Source organism: Lacinutrix iliipiscaria, from assembly GCF_042686125.1.
Lineage (GTDB): Bacteria > Bacteroidota > Bacteroidia > Flavobacteriales > Flavobacteriaceae > Oceanihabitans > Oceanihabitans iliipiscarium.
Window position 1 is genome coordinate 265,388 of sequence record NZ_JBHUOV010000001.1, and the last position, 17,983, is coordinate 283,370.

Consider the following 17,983-nt stretch of genomic DNA (forward strand, 5'->3'; position numbering starts at 1 on the left):
ATACTAATCTGCATAATTTAATTCACCTCTGGCTTCTTGTTCTTTAAACTTCTGAACTAACGCTAAAGCATCTGGAATCACATCACTACATAAAATAATTAAAGAGCCTTTTACCGCATTTTTAACTGCAAATTTAATCGCTTCTTTTTCTGAAGGAATAATGGTTGTTTTCTTATTGGGATCTTTCATTTTAATCCCATCATTCAACATTTTAATAAGTTCCTCTTCCGTTTTTCCGCGTAAGCGTTTATCCTGACGAATAATAATTTCATCAAACATTTCGGCAGCAATACTACCCATTTCATTATTATCTTCAATACGTCTATCACCAATACCTGCAATAATACCCACTTTTACAGTTGCGTCTAGCTCATCTGTAAACTTCTGAAGTGCACGCATTCCTGCTGGATTATGAGCATAATCTAAGAGGATCGTGAAGTCATTAAATTTGAATAAATTTAAGCGTCCAGGAGTTTGAGATGCTGAAGGAATAAAAGTTTCTAATGCCGCTTTCATATCTTCAATACTAATGCCTTGCACATGAGCAGCAAGTACAGCGCCTAGCACATTTTGAATCATAAACTTTGCTTTCCCACCATAAGTAAGTGGAATATGTTCTGCACGCATTAGTCTCATTTTCCATTCCCCTCTACATATAGTCACATAACCATTTTCATACACCGCAGTAATACCATTAAGGCGTTGTAACGCTTTTATACGCGGATTGTTTTCATCCATCGAAAATAAGGCGACATTACAATTTACATTACGTCGCATATCATAAACTAAATCATCATCAGCATTTAAAATCGCATATCCATCTGGTAGAACCGTTTCAGGAATTACTGCTTTTACTTTTGCTAATTGCTCAATGGTATGAATTCCTTTTAATCCTAGATGATCTGCTGCTACATTTGTCACAACAGCTACATCGCATTTTTTGAACCCTAATCCAGCACGTAATAACCCTCCTCTTGCACATTCTAAAACAGCAAAGTTCACTGTTGGGTCTTTCAGCACAAATTCTGCACTTGCAGGACCAGTACAATCCCCAGTCATAAGCAATCTATTTTGAATATACACACCATCACTTGTGGTGTAACCAACACGATAACCTTTCATTTTTGCAATATGTGCAATTAAACGAGTCGTGGTGGTTTTACCATTGGTTCCAGAAGTTGCAATAATAGGAATACGTCCAGTATCACCTTTTATCGGGAATAATTTATCAATTACTGGTGCGGCTACATTACGAGGCAATCCAGTTGTTGGTGCTAAGTGCATTCTAAATCCTGGTCCAGCATTTACTTCAAGAACAGCACCTCCTGTTTCGGATAAAGGTTTAGAAATATCTGTGGTCATAATATCGATACCACAAATATCTAAATCAATAATTTTAGAAATACGCTCAGCCATACTCACATTTGCAGGATGAATAATATCTGTAATATCTTCGGCTGTTCCACCTGTACTTAAATTAGCCGTATCTTTTAATACCAATCTTTCTCCATCAGGAATAACAGAATCTAAAGTATAGCCTGCATCTTTAATTATGGTTTGAGTTAACTCATTGGTTGTTATTTTCGTTAGCACATTTTCATGGCCATAACCTCGACGAGGATCACTATTTACTTTATCAATAAGTTCTTGAATGGTAGATTTCCCATCGCCTATAACATGTGCTGGAGTTCGTATGGCTCCTGCTACTAATTTATTATTAATGACTAATAACCTATAATCTTCACCAGTAATAAATTTTTCTACAATTATAGCACCACTACGTGAACTTTCCTTAGCATGATGGAAAGCCGCTAGTGCATCTTCATAATTTTGAATATCTACAGTTATACCTCTGCCATGATTCCCGTCGATAGGTTTAATAACCAATGGAAAACCCACATAGCGACAAGCTTCTTCTAAGCTGCGTTCTCTACGAATAATATCACCTCGAGGGACTTCAACTTCAGCTTGCTCTAATAAGTATTTTGTGTCTTCTTTATCGCAGGCCAACTCTACTCCTATACTACTAGTTTCACTTGTAACCGTTGCCTGAATACGCTTTTGATTGGCACCATAACCCAATTGACATAACGAGTATTTATTTAAACGGATCCATGGGATGCCTCTAGATTCTGCTTCTTCCACAATTGAGCCCGTACTTGGTCCTAATCGATCCGCTTCACGTAGCTCTCTCATTTCCTGAATGTCGTCTGATAAATCATAGGCTTCACCAGCAATTAAAGCTTCGCAAATACGAACTGCTGCTTTTGCAGCAAAACGCCCAACAGATTCCTCCATATAAGAAAACACTACATTATAAACTCCTTCTTCACCATACCCTCGTGTTCTTCCAAAACCTGTGTCCATTCCAGCAAGTGTCTGAATTTCTAAGGCAATATGCTCAATAATGTGTCCCATCCATGTGCCTTCATCTACACGCATAAAAAAACCACCTTCACAACCTTCTGAACAACGATGTGAGTACATGCTTGGAAACATAGCTTTTAAACGTTCTGAGAACCCTTCAATTTTATTAGATGGTAACTCTTCCATTTCTTCAAGATCAAGTACCATTACTATTAATTTATGTCGTCTTATAGACCAATAATTTGGTCCTCTCATGGCGTTTATTTCGCGTATCTTCATATTGATTAGTTTTTTAAAAATATTTGTGAAAGATTATAAATATATGCATTTTTCTATTAAATATTTAGTTTATTTTTGCCCTACACAAAAAAGAAAGTACAATTTTTATGCAGTTAGTAAAAGGCACATTAATTCCTATTGGTGGAAATGAAGATAAAGGTATAGAGGAAAATGAGCAATATAGTTTAGAGTTTATTGACGAAGGCATTCTATATCACGTTGTTAAAGAAGCTGGAGGTGTTCATGCTAAAATTGTTGTCGTTCCAACGGCCTCTAGTATTCCTGATGAAGTTAGTGAAAATTACAAAGAAGCTTTCTCTACTTTAGGCTGTACTAATGTGCATGTTCTAGATATTAGAAGCAAAGAAGATTCAGAAAAACAGGACTCTATAGATTTAGTTAAATCTGCAAATTGTTTGATGTTTTCTGGTGGAGATCAATCTAAAATCACCAACAAAATTGGTGGCACTACAATTCATAAAATCTTGTTAGATCGTTATAAAAACGAAGCCGGTTTTGTGATTGCTGGTACTAGCGCAGGCGCAATGGCAATGACCAACGAAATGATTGCTGGCGGAAGCCCTACCGAAGCTTTTATTAAAGGCGCTGTTAAAATGTATCATGGGTTAAGCCTCATTCCTGGGTTAATTATAGACACACATTTTATTAAACGTGGTCGCTTTGGACGACAGAGTGAAGCTGTAGCTAAACACCCAAATTTAATAGGGTTTGGTCTTGCTGAAGACACTGGAATGATCATTAAAAACGGCAACGATTGTACGGTTATTGGTTCTGGAATGGTCATCGTTTTTGATGGTAGCAACCTTACACATAATAACGAAAAACTTTTAGAAAAAGGCACGCCTATGACAATGGCAAACCTTACTGTGCATGTCCTTTCTAATGGCGATCAATACAATATTAAAACCAGAAACGTTACTGTTTTACCTATTGAAGCGCCTTTTATATAAATACTTTGGGCGTTCCCTAAAGGTCGCGCTTTCCGTTATATCTTTTTATACTGAGCTTGCTTCAGTATAAAAAGGATGCCACTGCAATCGCTAACGCAATTTATTTATAAATAGAAACCTCCTCGTTCCCATTTGAAGATTTACTTGCACGATACATGCCTTCTGTATTAAATGGCATGGCAATATTGCCTTTGGTGTCCACTGCAATTAATCCACCATCACCTTTTATGTCTAAAATACGCTTGTTAATCACTTCGTTTGAAGCCTCATTTACAGAAAGCCCTTTATGCTCCATTAAGCAAGCCACATCATAAGCCACAACACCACGAATAAAAAACTCGCCACTTCCTGTACAACTTATCGCACAGGTTTTATTGTTAGCATAATTTCCAGCACCAATCATCGGACTATCACCTACACGTCCCCATTTTTTATTGGTCATGCCACCAGTAGATGTTGCTGCAGCAACATGTCCATTTTTATCGCAAGCAACTGCACCTACAGTTCCAAACTTAGAATCTTTTTTTGTAGAATGATCCAATTGAAAACTATCGGTGTCTTTTATCTCTAACCACTGATTATGTCTTAGTTCATCGTAAAAATACGATGGATCTTCCAGTCGGTAATTTAACTCTTTTGCAAATTGCATAGCGCCTTCTCCTGCCAAAAACACATGCTCACTTTTGTCCATGACATCGCGTGCTAGAGATATTGGATTTTTTATTCCAGTAATTAAACTCACAGCGCCTGCGTTTAATGTGTTTCCATCCATAATAGACGCATCCATTTCATGAGACTCTGTTGCAGTAAACACACTTCCTTTTCCTGCATTAAACAAAGGAGAATCTTCTAAAACAACAACAGCACGCTCGACAGCTTCAATGGCTGTGCCGCTATTTTCAAGTATGTTATACCCTGCATCTAAAGCTAATTGTAAAGCCGATTTATATTTAGCTTCCAATTCTGGCGTCATCATACCTTTTACCAAAGTCCCAGCGCCTCCATGTATGGCAATTGAAAATGTATTCATCTGTAAAATTTTAAGTTCCGAAAATTACAAATTGCAATTCAAATACCTTCTATTAAAGCCTAACTTTTTGTAGCTTTGATGTTCTCACAAATTTATTCCAATGTCTGAACAAAAACGCCTTTTTCTAGTTGATGCTTACGCCTTAATATTTCGTGGTTATTATGCCTTTATTAAAAACCCAAGAATCAATTCTAAAGGTGAAGACACCTCAGCCATTATGGGCTTTATGAATTCGCTTTTAGATGTGATTAAACGCGAACGACCAGATCATTTGGCTGTTTGCTTTGATAAAGGTGGAAGCACAGATCGTGTTGAAATGTTTGAAGCTTATAAAGCCAATCGAGACGAAACACCAGAAGGGATAAAAACAGCTATTCCATATATTTACGAAATCCTTAAAGCCATGCATATTCCAATCATGGTCAAAGAAGGTTATGAAGCAGATGATGTGATTGGCACCTTAGCCAAAAAAGCCGAAAAAGAAGGTTACCAAACGTTTATGGTGACTCCAGATAAAGATTTTGCGCAACTCGTTTCTGAAAACATTTTTATGTATAAACCTGTTTTTGGTGGTGGCTATGAGACTTGGGGTATTCCTGAAGTACAAAAGAAATTTGAAGTCACAGATCCTTTACAAGTGATTGACTTTTTAGGTATGATGGGAGACTCTAGTGATAATATTCCTGGGCTTCCTGGCGTTGGTGAAAAAACTGCAAAAAAGTTTTTAGCCGCTTATGGCAGCATGGAAAATTTGTTAGCTAATACGCATGAACTTAAGGGGAAAATGAAAGAGAAGGTTGAAGCCAATGGTGAACTTGGTTTATTGTCTAAAAAATTAGCGACCATTATGCTCGATGTTCCAGTAGAGTTTGATGAAAAAGATTTTGAAATGTCTGAGCCAGATATTCCAAAGGTGACAGAGATTTTTCAAGACTTAGAATTTAGACGATTAACCGATAACTTCTTAAAAACATTTTCAGCTGAAACTGAAGTTATTCCTAAAGAAAGTGCTTCAGAAAAAACGAAAACAAAAGAAACACCAAAACAAGTTAAATCTGCTGGTTCAGGCCAATTCAGCTTATTTGGAGCAGAAGACCATTCCGCGGAAGCGAAAACAGAAAACACCTACACTAGAAAAACAGCCGAAACCAATTCTCATTTTTACCAAAGTGTCACGCCTGGAATGGCAACAAAATTATTGGTCAAAAACCTCATGAATCAAACGTCTGTGTGTTTTGATACTGAAACCACTGGATTAAACCCTATTACTGCAGAGTTAGTAGGCATAGCTTTTTCGTGGGAAGTGGGAAAAGGTTTTTATCTGCCATTTCCTGAGGATAAAAATGAAGCGCAAGCACTTATTGATCAGCTTAGACCTTTTTTTGAAAGCGAATCTATTCAGAAAATTGGTCAGAATTTAAAATATGATATTAAGGTTCTAGCAAAGTATAATGTTGATGTAAATGGAAAGCTTTTTGACACGATGTTAGCGCATTATTTGATTAATCCAGACATGCGCCACAATATGGATGTGCTGGCCGAAACCTATTTGAATTACACACCTATTTCTATTGAAACACTTATAGGAAAAAAGGGAAAGAATCAGCGCTCAATGCGTGATGTTCCTATTGAACAACAAACCGAATATGCTGTTGAAGATGCTGATATTACATTACAACTAAAAGAACATTTTCAAAATGAATTAGGCGAAGCCAACACTCAAAAATTATTTGATGAAATTGAAGTGCCATTGCTTCGTGTGTTAGCTGCTATGGAATTAGAAGGCATTAATCTAGACAAAGCCTTTTTAAATTCTTTATCAGAACAACTTCATTCAGATATTGCCAATCTTGAAAAAAAGATTTACGATGCTGCAGGCGAAGAATTTAATATCGCATCGCCAAAACAATTAGGAATCATTCTTTTTGAAAAAATGAAGCTTGTAGACAAGCCTAAGAAAACCAAAACAGGGCAATATGCAACTTCGGAAGACATATTATCTTATCTGGCTAAAGAACATGAGATTATTCGAAATATTTTAGAGTATCGTGGATTGGCTAAATTGAAAAGTACGTATGTGGATGCTTTACCACTTCAGGTAGAAGAAACAACAGGACGTGTACATACCGATTATATGCAAACCGTTGCAGCGACAGGACGCTTGAGTAGTAACAACCCGAATTTACAGAACATTCCTATTCGTACCGAACGAGGAAGACAAGTTCGAAAAGCGTTTATTCCAAGAAATGAAGACTACACCTTACTTGCCGCAGATTATTCGCAAATAGAGTTACGCATTATTGCGGCTTTAAGCAAAGAAGAAACCATGATAGAAGCCTTTAAAAATGGTGAAGACATTCATGCCTCAACCGCTTCTAAAGTCTTTAATGTGCCTATAGATGAAGTGACTCGTGAACAACGTAGTAATGCAAAAACGGTGAATTTCGGAATCATTTATGGTGTGTCTGCTTTCGGATTAAGTAATCAAACCGATTTGTCACGAAGTGAATCTAAAGAATTAATTGACACCTATTATGCCAACTATCCTAAACTGCGTGCTTACATGAGTGAGCAAGTTGATTTTGCGCGAGATCATGGGTATGTGCAAACCGTTTTAGGGCGACGTCGTTATTTAAAAGACATCAATTCGCGTAATGCTGTGGTTCGTGGTGCTGCCGAACGTAATGCAGTGAATGCACCAATACAGGGCAGTGCGGCAGATATTATTAAAATTGCGATGATTAAGATTTACGACAAATTGCAAGCAGGCAATTACAAATCGAAAATGCTTTTACAAGTGCATGATGAATTGGTGTTTGATGTGTATAAACCCGAACTAGAAACCATTAAAACACTAGTAAAAACCGAAATGGAAAACGCTTACACCCTAGAAGTGCCACTTGATGTGGATTTAGATGTTGGTGAAAATTGGTTGGAGGCTCATTAATATTATTAACATGAAAAAAATTGAAGTTGTAGCTGCAATAATAAGTTTTGAGAATAAAACATTCTGTGTTCAAAGACCAGAAAACAAACTTAGTTATATCTCTAAAAAATTTGAATTTCCTGGTGGTAAAATAGAGAAGGGAGAATCGAAGGAACAAGCATTAAAAAGAGAGCTTTTAGAAGAATTGAATTTTATTCCAACTAAAATAGATAGTTTATTTTTAACTGTAGTTCATCAATATCCTGACTTTGAATTAACAATGCATAGTTTTAAATGTTATTCCGAAACAAAAGACATTCAATTAAATGAACATATTTCTTCTGAATGGTTATCATTAAAAGACTTAAAAATGCTAGATTGGGCAGAAGCAGATATCCCAATAGTTAATAGATTGATTGAAAATGGACAGAGTATTTAATAAAAAATTTAAAGACAGCCTATTAACTGGATTCATTGATAAATCATTAGATTCTGATACTCTCTATCAACCAGAACTACTTGTAAACAGAAAGATTCCTAGAAAAAAAGTACTATCTACAATTATAAAAGAATTAGAGAACTGTGAAACCTTTTTCATATCTGTTGCTTTTGTAACAACTAGTGGTGTTGCTGCTTTAATAAACACATTTAAAACCCTTGACGAAAAAGGTATAAAAGGAAAAATCCTTGTTTCACAATATTTAAATTTCACACACCCTGAAGCCTTAAAAAGACTTTCTCAATTTAAAAACATTGAATTAAAAATAGTAACTAAGGAAAACTCTCATTCGAAAGGTTACATTTTCAAGCATACAAATTATTATAATGTAATTGTTGGTAGTAGTAATCTAACTTCATCTGCCCTATCAACTAATAAAGAATGGAATATGAAAGTTTCGGCAAGAAACTCAAGTTCTATAGTCCATAAAGTAATTAACGAATTTAATAATGACTTTGAAATAGGAGAAATAGTTAATGAAATTTATATAAAAAAATATGATGAGATTTACAAAAAACAGTTTCTAGTATATAAAAAAAGTGAAGCGGAATTGTCTTCAAAACTCAATTTAGAAATAACACCAAATTCAATGCAAATTGAGGCATTAGAGAACTTAAAAAACTTAAGAAAAGAAAACAATAAAGCTCTAATAATTTCTGCAACAGGAACAGGTAAAACATATTTAGCGGCTTTTGACGCCAAAACTTTTAATCCAAAAAGACTCTTATTTGTTGTACACCGATTAAACATTGCTAAAAAAGCGATGGAGACTTTTAAAACTATTTTTGGAAAGTCTAAAACAATGGGGTTATACTCCGGAAATCAAAGAGAATTAGATAAAGACTTTGTGTTTTCGACTGTTCAAACAATTTCAAAATCAAATCATTTAGAACAATTTGAAAAAGATTTCTTCGACTATATTATTATAGATGAGTCTCATCGTTCAGGAGCAGATTCATATATAAGATTAATAGAATATTTCAACCCGAGTTTCCTTCTTGGTATGACAGCAACACCTGATAGAACGGATGACAAAGACATTTATAGTTTGTTTGACCATAATATAGCTTATGAGATTAGACTAAATAAAGCTATGGAAGAGAATATGCTTATCCCGTTTCATTATTATGGTGTAACAGATTTATCAGTTAATAATGAAATCCTAGAAAACGAATCGGATTTCAGACTTTTGACTGCTGAAGAAAGAGTCAATAAAATTATTACTAAAATTGAGTTTTATGGTTCTGATAATGGAATAACAAGAGGTTTGATTTTTTGTTCTAAAAAAAATGAAGCCAAAGAATTATCCGAGAAATTTAATCAAAGAGGTTACAAAACTGTTGCTCTAACTGGAGATAGTTCTGAAGACGATAGAACAAAAGCCATAGAACTATTAGAAAGTGACAATTTATCAATAAAATTAGATTACATATTTACTGTTGATATTTTTAATGAAGGAATTGATATACCAAAAATCAATCAAGTAATTATGATTCGCCCAACCCAATCAGCAATAATATTCATACAGCAGTTAGGACGAGGATTAAGGAAAACAGACAACAAATATTATTTAACAATCATTGATTTTATTGGTAACTATAAAAACAACTATTTAATACCAATAGCCTTATATGGAGACACTTCTTTCAATAAAGACAAAATAAGAAAGTTAATTTCAGAAGGTAGTAGTATGATTCCAGGAGAATCAACTATCAATTTCGATGAAATTACTAAAGAAAGAATCTATGCTTCAATTGATTCTGCAAAGATGCAAATGTTAACTGATTTAAAATTAGATTACATTAACTTAAAAAGCAGAATTGGACATATTCCAATGATGATGGACTTTGTAAACAATGAAGCAAGAGAACCTTTCTCATTCATTGAATACTCTAAGTCATATTTTAATTTCATTAGTAAAGTTGACAAGACATTTGATAAGTCCTTAGATAAAAATCTATCTGAATTATTAGAACTTTTTTCTAAGGAAATAAACAATGCCAAAAGAATTGAAGAAAGTATAATTTTAAAAGAACTACTTAATAACAACGAACTCAGTATTTCAAAACTAAATAAATTAATATTTGATAAATATCAATATAAGCCAAGTGCTGAAACAATAAAATCTTGTATTTCAAATATCAATTTTAGTTTTATTCGAAAGGAAAAACAAGTTGTTTATCTAGAAAAAAACACTCTTAGGTTTTATGATGAATTTATAAAAACACTTACAAACACTACTTTTAAAGAGTTCTTACTTGATTCTGTGAACTATTCAATTTACACCTTCAATAAAAATTTTAATATAGATTATTACAGAGGTGGACTGCTACTTTTCAATAAGTATAGTCGTAAAGATATTTGTAGATTGTTAAACTGGGAAAATGATATAAGTAGTACAGTTTATGGTTATAGAACAAGAAATGAAATCACTCCTTGTTTTGTAACTTATCATAAATCGGATGATATTGAAGACACTATAAAGTATAATGATTACTTTGTTTCCCCTTCAATATTTGCTTGGGAATCTAGGTCAAATAGAAAGCTCTCTAGTCAAGAAATAAAAAATGTAATCAATTCAAAACGTATATTATTATTCGTAAAAAAAGAAGATGCCGAAGGAACTGATTTCTATTATATGGGAGATGCTTCAATTATAAAAGATTCTATTCAGCAAGCAATAATGCCTGATTCAGGACAACCCGTTGTTCATTTTAAATTTCAATTGGAACAACCTGTAAAAGATGATTTATACAATTACATAACAGCTGTTAGTAGAGAAAAACTACCTCAAAACAATGGTAAACCTGAGAAGAAAATAATTGAAAATGAAGAAAATACATCTCAATTTACTGTTCCGTTATATGATTTTTATGCAGCAGCAGGAAGTTTTAGCGAAATGCAAGACGAAAAAGATTACAGTTTAATACCTGTTCCTGAAAGATTTGCCTCAGATAATTATTTTGCATGTAGAGTAATTGGAGAATCAATGAATAAAACAATTCCAAACAACTCGATTTGTATTTTCAAAAAAAATGTAACAGGTTCTCGCAGTGGTAAAATTTTATTAATAGAAAATACCGATTCTTTCGATCCAGATTTTAATTCAGCCTTTACAGTAAAAACTTATTCAAGTGAAAAAACTATTACAGAAGAAGGTTGGCAACATAATTCAATTGTATTGAAGCCTAATTCTTATGATGATGGTTTTAAGAGTATTATAATTAATGAAGAAAATAGTATTCATATGAGAATAATAGGAGAATTTGTTGAAGTAATAGAAAACTAAAAAATTATAATTCCGGAAATGCTGCTACAAAACCTTTTACGACTACTTTAACAGAGTTGATAAATACTTTTGATAGGTAAATCACAACTTATAGCTTCTAATTAAATTATTATTAGATATTTACTATATTTGGTTTTTAACTAAGCAATCAATTTATAAAACACTAAACCATGTCAAAAGTCATTAAAATAGATATTGAATTAGCCTTATTTGGAAATCAATCGAACACTATTGATGTTACCAAGGAAGTTCAGGATGCTCTTATGGGAGATGATATCACCATTTCAGCCAATAAATTAGGCGTTGCAGATCCTGCTCCAGGTGAGACCAAACACTTTTCTGTAAAAGCTAATATTACTATTGATGATAACCCATCTTATCCTTTCTACTACATTGGAAAAGATTATGAAACATTAGATTTCATTCCATAGTAGATTCATTTTTTTAAATAATATTTAGGTATTGACATGTATATACGATTTACAAGTCTGATACCAAATACAATTTATTTAAGTTTTTAAACTCTTGGTTATCCCACTCTTTTAAAACACTAACATAATAATTGTAAGGCTTGTGTTGAAAGAATTTAGGTTCTTTTTTATACCATTTACCAGTATCGTCTTGCTCATAGGCTTTAAGTTCTTTTTCGCTTAAGCCTTTAACATCAACTTCAACTTTTGGATATTCAAATGCAGGAAGTTCTTTTAATTTGCCTGTAGGATAGTAATTGATATCTGCAACAAACTCTGGCATCACCACTTTTCCAAATTTCAGTCCAATCACTTTATTAATTAAAGAATTGGTGTTCTTAACATGACTTTTTAAGCCGCGTTCAAACAATCGTATAAACGCATCTTGGCCAAGTTTTTTTGCTTTAAATTCTTCTTTTCCAAAAAGCCAGCTTTTAATTTTATCTTTTGTAACTAGTTTTTCTTCTTCATAATTAAACGGTAAATAAGGCACTGGATCTTTAGGATTAATTATGGAATAGCTTGTACCTTCATGACTGAAACGTGAATTATACTCATTGGCAAACTCTTTATTTCCAGACATTGGTTGCGCATAGGCATAGGTTTTATAAGCGTTTTTTTGCGATAATTTATGTGCTGATAAGTTTTCTAAATAGGCTCTAGTCATTGTCGCTAAAGCACCACCTTGACTATGGCCAGTAATTACAATATCATAAATACCTTTTTGATTTAAAGCTTTAATTTGCTCTATTATTTTTTCAGAAAGCAAGACAATGGTTAATCCATAACCTGCATGAACAGAAGCGTCCTTATCTTTTGCAAATTTGTAATCATAAGATTCTTCATTAATGAATATCGTCCCTTCAGCTGGAATCATAGCTGAATAAAAATTTTCTACCCAACTAATGATTTTATCAGTAGAGCCTCGATATGTAATAACACCTACTTCTCCATTTTCATAGACCTCAAACTTATTGTCCATGCTTAAAATTTCTGAGGTATATTTTAGATTAAATTCATTCGGAATGATTTCATTATTAGATCCAAATTGTTTTAAGAAATTAAAACTATTGCACATACTAATGGTGTAAGTGGCTTCATGAGGATTAAATCCTGGTATGATTTGCCCAAATGAAACTATCGAATGTAAGAGGACGATTAAGGCTATAAATACTTTCATACTGTAATAACTAATGGTTAAAAAAAATATTGTCCATTCATTAATTACAAAAATGATTCCAAAATAACTTTTACATCGTTAAGCCTATATTTCTTTTGCTAATTCCTCCTTTATAGCCTCAATAAAATTAGGATTAACTGTTATATCAGTAAAGTTTATATGTTGAAAAGCTTCAGGCACACAATCGTATGAAAACACAATTGGCATTAACCGAATAAGTTCTTCTACAGAACGTTTTACAGCAAGGTCCATTTCGTTTTTACAATGATTTTTGCCGTAATATTCTTCAGAGATTATAGGAATAAAGACTTTTGAATCGACTATTTCCCACATATATTTAGCTGTAAATGGTTCGCCTATACCTATACTTTTTTCATCAAAAAATATTTTTAATTTTTTACCATTAATAGTTGCTGATTCTAAAGGTTCGAGCACATTTTTCTTGACCCATTCACTATTACCATGGGAATAACTAATAAATACATCATTTTTTTCAGAACCCTCAGCAACACCAGTAACTAAAAATTTATAAGCAAAACGCCATGCCAGGACTGCTGCAACAAGAATAGAAATAAGTGTTAATCCTACTGGCAAGACCTTTCCAGTTGCTAATATTCCTAATCCTAATAACATTAAAAGCACACTACTTATTACAAAAGATAATATTGCAATTACCAAAGGCTTGGTCTGTAATGACTTGACATATTTAAATAGTAAAGCAAAAACTAATACTGTAAACAAGCCGAAAAATATAATTAACCCAATAATTACTGGTATACTATCTAAGGGTTGTTTGGCTAATTGGTTATGATTTAATTGGTCAAGTAAAGCCCAAGTAACTAAATGTGTTCCTGTTTGATTAATTGGTACTAATTGGTCTTCCTCTAAACTACCAACAATCAAAATCTGATCGTTCATATTAAGAGGTTTAGAAAAAGTCCCTCCACCTATTTGACCAGGTTCATGCTTAAATGTTATGGTGTGAGCATCTACATTAGATTTTGTTCCAATAGGTAAAATATAATCTCGAGACTCTAATGGTGTTGATTCATCGAGAATGTCTCTAGCAACCTTTACAGTAAGGGCTTCTACAAATTGATAACCACCACTTTCTGTAGGGAATTTTAATTCAGAGGAATAACTTAGTACACCCAACCGTTCTTGAAACTCAGTATGTAAACGAAACCCTTCAAAATAATTCTCATAAAACTGTCGCGCTTGTTTGGCATCATGATTTTCAAAGTATTTTTTTTCATAATCACGCATATCATAAACACCATACACCTTTACACCCTTGGTTTTTAAACGTTTTAAAGCTAGGTCAAGAGGTTCGAGTTCCTCTTTATCATTAGTGAAAAAAATATCTAAAATTACTGCTTTCGGACGTTTATTAGCGTCATATTGGGCACCAATCGTGTCTAATAAATTAATTAATCGTTTTCTATAATTTCCTTTATCAAATGTTTCTGAATCTTCAGCATGATAAGGCAAATCAATTAAACTCATTTTCTCTTTTAAAACAACGCTACTTGTGTCATCCAGATAAAAAGTTTTATAGACATAGTAATCTAATGATTTCCAGAAATTTGTTATAGAAGCTATAAGGATTATCGACACTAAAAAAATAAGCAAATAAACACCTAGACGACTTATAGTCGCCATATTTTTAGGCTTTTTAAGTTTTCCCATAATGAACTATAGTTTTGCTAATATTGAGTCTAAATTGTCAGCTAATGCATACCAATAATTAGGATTTTGATATTGATATTCAATCTCTCCTCCTAAGTTATTTCTCAATTCATATGCGTATCCTAAGCCATTATACATGTCTAGTAAATCCATTCCAAAACCCCAGGCTGTATCGTTATCGCCAAGATCGTAGAAATAATTGAATTCTTGAAGATAATACTGATAACCACTATCAATAATTAACACTGCATTATCCCAATAACTTACTCCAGTATCATAATTCCCAGCCAAATAGTGTGCTTCAGCTAAATTCAGATAATGCTCGGCAATAAGTGGGTCATAAGGGTCAATTTCTATCCATAAATTTAAAGCCTTATTTAAAGGCTCTATGGCACCAGATGGATTACCAGAATCTAAATACAAACCACCAAGAAGTGAATACTCATCTGCCAAATAAAATGGGTCTTCACCATTATAATAACCCTGATCTAATTCACTTTGATATTGATTAATTGCTTCTTGGTAAGTCCCATAATTTGCTGGAGCTTCGTAGGCATCATAATCATAAAACATTTCTGGATCGCCTGCATTAACATAAGTCTTTTTAACGGTGTATAACTCCCTCTCATTTTTCCTCTTAACGGCTGATTCCTGATCAACGGTAACTGGCACTCTTCTCTGAATTTCAACACTTCCTTCAGAAGTAAAAAACTTAACGTCTTTGCCTACAGCTTCAACAGTAAACTCTGTACCTTCAACAGCACCTTGATATTTATTATTGGGTCCACTAGCTTTATAAAAATTGAGCTTATTTGACACATAATGCTTCACTTTCCCAAAAAACGTTTTATGTTTTTCTCCTTTAGGACTAGCCTGAGCCATGTGTTTAGAACCAGGACCTAAGCGCTGCGTATTGTTATTGCTTGTTAAAAAAACCGTGGTATATGCTGGCACTTGAAACATCGTACCAGATGGAAATGAATGACCAACCTGAACCGTTGCATTCTGCGGCTTGCCTTTTGGTAAAGTTACTATAATAGCAACTTGAGGTTCGTCTTTTCCGTTATACTGTAAGTTTGAAATTGTAGATTGTCCTTTTACCGAACTCAGAAAGAATACCGTTAACAAACAAAATAACAAGTAATGTAGAGATTGATTTGAGGGTTGGTTCATTCTCTTAAAATTCATGGTTTTATTTTTAAAATTAAAATAAGATAGCATATAAATATAGGAATATTTTTTCGGCGTTTAAAACATATTTAAACTGACTATAAAAAAATTAATTTTTAATTCTTTTACGTGTGATTTACAATAGATAAAAAATAGCTTTACAGTATTTTGGTAATCAAATATATAATCGTAAATTTGCAAACTCTTTTTGAGAGAAGAATGTTTAATAAATAAAAATAATTAGTGTGGACACATTAAGCTACAAAACGATTTCAGCCAATAAAGCTACTGTAGATAAGCAGTGGGTTTTAGTTGATGCTGAAGGTCAATCTTTGGGTCGTTTAGCTTCTAAAGTTGCAAAACTATTAAGAGGTAAACACAAGCCTAGCTTCACACCACATGTTGATTGTGGCGATAACGTAATTGTTATCAACGCAGAAAAAATCAACTTAACAGGAAAAAAATGGACTGACAAATCTTACATTCGTCATACAGGTTATCCAGGTGGTCAAAGAAGTTTAACTGCTACAGAATTGTTTGGAAAAGATCCAGCAAGATTAGTAGAAAAATCAGTAAAAGGAATGCTTCCTAAAAACAAATTAGGTGCTGAGTTATTCCGTAATCTAAACGTTGTTGTTGGTGCAACTCATAAACATGAGGCGCAAAAACCAAAGACAATTAATTTAAACGAATTCAAATAATGGATGTAATTCACAAAATTGGTCGTAGAAAAACGGCTGTTGCTCGTGTATATCTTGCTAAAGGAAAAGGTAAGATTACAGTTAATAAAAAAGACATGACAGATTACTTTACTACTGCAACTTTACAGTATAAAGTTAATCAACCTTTAGTTATGACTAACAATGATAGCAACTTTGATATTACAGTTAATGTATATGGAGGTGGTATTACAGGACAAGCTGAAGCTATCCGTTTAGCATTATCTCGCGCTATGTGCGAATTAGATGCAGAAAACAGATTAACACTTAAACCTGAAGGTTTATTAACAAGAGATCCAAGAATGGTGGAGCGTAAAAAATTCGGACAGAAGAAAGCGCGTAAGAAATTCCAATTCTCTAAACGTTAATACCAAACTTGCTGAATTAGTTTTCAGCGCAAAACAAAAAATTAAACTAGTTATTGTTGTCCTAGTCTATAAGACAGGATTTAGTTTAGCATCTAAATGGTTATGGCGATTTTAAAAAATGACCACATAATCATTGCTAATTCAACAGAACGTAAACTATTACAAAATGGCAGTAGAAGTAAAAGAATTACTTGAAGCAGGTGTACACTTTGGTCACCTAACACGTAAATGGGATCCTAACATGGCTCCTTACGTATATATGGAGCGCAATGGCATCCATATTATTAACCTTTACAAAACAGCAGCTAAAATTGACGAAGCTGGAGCAGCACTTGCTAAAATTGCAGCATCAGGACGTAAAATTTTATTTGTTGCTACAAAAAAACAAGCAAAAGACATCGTTGCAGAAAAAGCTGGAGGTATTGATATGCCTTACATTACTGAACGTTGGCCTGGAGGAATGTTAACTAACTTTGTTACGATTAGAAAAGCCGTTAAAAAAATGGCTTCTATTGATAGAATGAAGAAAGATGGAACATTCATGACACTTTCTAAAAAAGAACGTTTGCAAGTCGATCGTTTAAGAGCTAAGCTTGAAAAAAACTTAGGATCTATTAGTGATATGACACGCTTACCAGGAGCTTTATTTGTTGTAGACATTAAACGTGAGCATATTGCAATTAAAGAAGCACAAAAATTAAACATTCCAATATTTGCAATGGTAGATACAAATTCTGATCCACGTCAAGTAGATTATGTTATCCCAGCAAATGATGATGCTTCTAAATCAATTGACAAGATTTTAACGCATGTCACTAACGCTGTAGCAGTAGGTTTAGCTGAACGTAAAGCAGAAAAAGAAGCACCAAAGGCTGAAAAGAAAGCAGCACCAGCTAAAAAAGCTGAAAAAGCAGTTGCAGCCGCAACTCAAGAAGAAGAATAAAACAAACAATTACAAAAACAAAACAAGTCGTTTAATTCTTTTTCGCTAAGAAAATTTAATTGAACGACTTTTTTAAATTAAAT

Annotated in this window: 13 protein-coding genes; 8 read left to right on the forward strand and 5 right to left on the reverse strand. The window is 33.4% G+C overall.

Features of this window, described 5'->3' with window-relative positions:
• Window positions 1-3: 3 nt before the first annotated feature.
• Window positions 4-2,646: a cyanophycin synthetase gene (gene cphA / locus ACFS5M_RS01145; RefSeq protein WP_183484608.1), complete on the reverse strand. Its 2,643-nt coding sequence runs from the start codon at window positions 2,644-2,646 to the stop codon at window positions 4-6.
• Window positions 2,647-2,753: 107 nt separating this feature from the next.
• On the opposite strand from cphA, the gene ACFS5M_RS01150 reads away from it, so the two are divergent.
• Window positions 2,754-3,617, forward strand: coding sequence for a cyanophycinase (locus ACFS5M_RS01150; protein WP_183484610.1), 864 nt, complete (start codon window positions 2,754-2,756; stop codon window positions 3,615-3,617).
• Window positions 3,618-3,717: 100 nt separating this feature from the next.
• Here ACFS5M_RS01150 and ACFS5M_RS01155 read toward each other — a convergent pair whose 3' ends face one another.
• On the reverse strand, window positions 3,718-4,647 hold the full coding sequence (locus tag ACFS5M_RS01155) for an isoaspartyl peptidase/L-asparaginase family protein (RefSeq protein ID WP_183484613.1): 930 nt from the start codon (window positions 4,645-4,647) through the stop codon (window positions 3,718-3,720).
• Between the two features lie 100 nt (window positions 4,648-4,747).
• On the opposite strand from ACFS5M_RS01155, the gene polA reads away from it, so the two are divergent.
• The 4 genes from polA to ACFS5M_RS01175 all read left to right on the forward strand — a co-directional run bounded on the left by polA (window position 4,748) and on the right by ACFS5M_RS01175 (window position 11,792).
• Window positions 4,748-7,594 (forward strand): DNA polymerase I, encoded by a 2,847-nt coding sequence (gene polA, locus ACFS5M_RS01160; RefSeq protein WP_183484616.1) that lies wholly within the window; start codon window positions 4,748-4,750, stop codon window positions 7,592-7,594.
• 10 nt (window positions 7,595-7,604) lie between these two features.
• Window positions 7,605-8,012, forward strand: a complete 408-nt coding sequence (locus ACFS5M_RS01165; protein WP_183484618.1) for a (deoxy)nucleoside triphosphate pyrophosphohydrolase — start codon at window positions 7,605-7,607, stop codon at window positions 8,010-8,012.
• Entirely contained in the window at window positions 7,996-11,361 is a 3,366-nt protein-coding gene (locus tag ACFS5M_RS01170; protein WP_183484621.1) for a DUF3427 domain-containing protein, read from the forward strand. The genes ACFS5M_RS01165 and ACFS5M_RS01170 overlap by 17 nt, the downstream gene beginning before the upstream one ends.
• A 170-nt stretch (window positions 11,362-11,531) precedes the next feature.
• The gene (locus ACFS5M_RS01175; RefSeq protein ID WP_183484624.1) at window positions 11,532-11,792 is read left to right on the forward strand and encodes a hypothetical protein; all 261 of its coding nucleotides are present in this window, start codon (window positions 11,532-11,534) and stop codon (window positions 11,790-11,792) included.
• Between the two features lie 49 nt (window positions 11,793-11,841).
• Here the strand turns inward: ACFS5M_RS01175 and ACFS5M_RS01180 are convergent, their stop codons facing one another.
• From ACFS5M_RS01180 to ACFS5M_RS01190, 3 genes are all read right to left on the reverse strand, one after another.
• Window positions 11,842-13,011, reverse strand: a complete 1,170-nt coding sequence (locus ACFS5M_RS01180; RefSeq protein ID WP_183484626.1) for a lipase family protein — start codon at window positions 13,009-13,011, stop codon at window positions 11,842-11,844.
• 84 nt (window positions 13,012-13,095) lie between these two features.
• On the reverse strand, window positions 13,096-14,700 hold the full coding sequence (locus tag ACFS5M_RS01185; protein ID WP_183484629.1) for a toll/interleukin-1 receptor domain-containing protein: 1,605 nt from the start codon (window positions 14,698-14,700) through the stop codon (window positions 13,096-13,098).
• Window positions 14,701-14,706: 6 nt separating this feature from the next.
• Window positions 14,707-15,888, reverse strand: a complete 1,182-nt coding sequence (locus ACFS5M_RS01190; protein WP_183484631.1) for a tetratricopeptide repeat protein — start codon at window positions 15,886-15,888, stop codon at window positions 14,707-14,709.
• Window positions 15,889-16,115: 227 nt separating this feature from the next.
• Between ACFS5M_RS01190 and rplM the strand changes: the two genes are divergently transcribed.
• The 3 genes from rplM to rpsB all read left to right on the forward strand — a co-directional run bounded on the left by rplM (window position 16,116) and on the right by rpsB (window position 17,900).
• The gene (gene rplM, locus ACFS5M_RS01195; protein ID WP_183484633.1) at window positions 16,116-16,571 is read left to right on the forward strand and encodes a 50S ribosomal protein L13; all 456 of its coding nucleotides are present in this window, start codon (window positions 16,116-16,118) and stop codon (window positions 16,569-16,571) included.
• A complete protein-coding gene (gene rpsI, locus ACFS5M_RS01200; protein ID WP_183484636.1) occupies window positions 16,571-16,957 on the forward strand; it encodes a 30S ribosomal protein S9 in 387 nt (128 codons plus the stop codon). Before rplM ends, rpsI begins: the two co-directional genes overlap by 1 nt.
• Window positions 16,958-17,123: 166 nt before the next feature.
• A complete protein-coding gene (gene rpsB / locus ACFS5M_RS01205; protein WP_183484638.1) occupies window positions 17,124-17,900 on the forward strand; it encodes a 30S ribosomal protein S2 in 777 nt (258 codons plus the stop codon).
• Window positions 17,901-17,983 lie beyond the last annotated feature (83 nt).

Bases quoted from the DNA above. Each gene is read 5' to 3' on its own strand.
- cphA (WP_183484608.1), bottom strand. From the start codon at position 2,646: ATGAAGATACGCGAAATAAACGCCATGAGAGGACCAAATTATTGGTCT.
- ACFS5M_RS01150 (WP_183484610.1), top strand. From the start codon at position 2,754: ATGCAGTTAGTAAAAGGCACATTAATTCCTATTGGTGGAAATGAAGAT.
- ACFS5M_RS01155 (WP_183484613.1), bottom strand. From the start codon at position 4,647: ATGAATACATTTTCAATTGCCATACATGGAGGCGCTGGGACTTTGGTA.
- polA (WP_183484616.1), top strand. From the start codon at position 4,748: ATGTCTGAACAAAAACGCCTTTTTCTAGTTGATGCTTACGCCTTAATA.
- ACFS5M_RS01165 (WP_183484618.1), top strand. From the start codon at position 7,605: ATGAAAAAAATTGAAGTTGTAGCTGCAATAATAAGTTTTGAGAATAAA.
- ACFS5M_RS01170 (WP_183484621.1), top strand. From the start codon at position 7,996: ATGGACAGAGTATTTAATAAAAAATTTAAAGACAGCCTATTAACTGGA.
- ACFS5M_RS01175 (WP_183484624.1), top strand. From the start codon at position 11,532: ATGTCAAAAGTCATTAAAATAGATATTGAATTAGCCTTATTTGGAAAT.
- ACFS5M_RS01180 (WP_183484626.1), bottom strand. From the start codon at position 13,011: ATGAAAGTATTTATAGCCTTAATCGTCCTCTTACATTCGATAGTTTCA.
- ACFS5M_RS01185 (WP_183484629.1), bottom strand. From the start codon at position 14,700: ATGGGAAAACTTAAAAAGCCTAAAAATATGGCGACTATAAGTCGTCTA.
- ACFS5M_RS01190 (WP_183484631.1), bottom strand. From the start codon at position 15,888: ATGAATTTTAAGAGAATGAACCAACCCTCAAATCAATCTCTACATTAC.
- rpsI (WP_183484636.1), top strand. From the start codon at position 16,571: ATGGATGTAATTCACAAAATTGGTCGTAGAAAAACGGCTGTTGCTCGT.
- rpsB (WP_183484638.1), top strand. From the start codon at position 17,124: ATGGCAGTAGAAGTAAAAGAATTACTTGAAGCAGGTGTACACTTTGGT.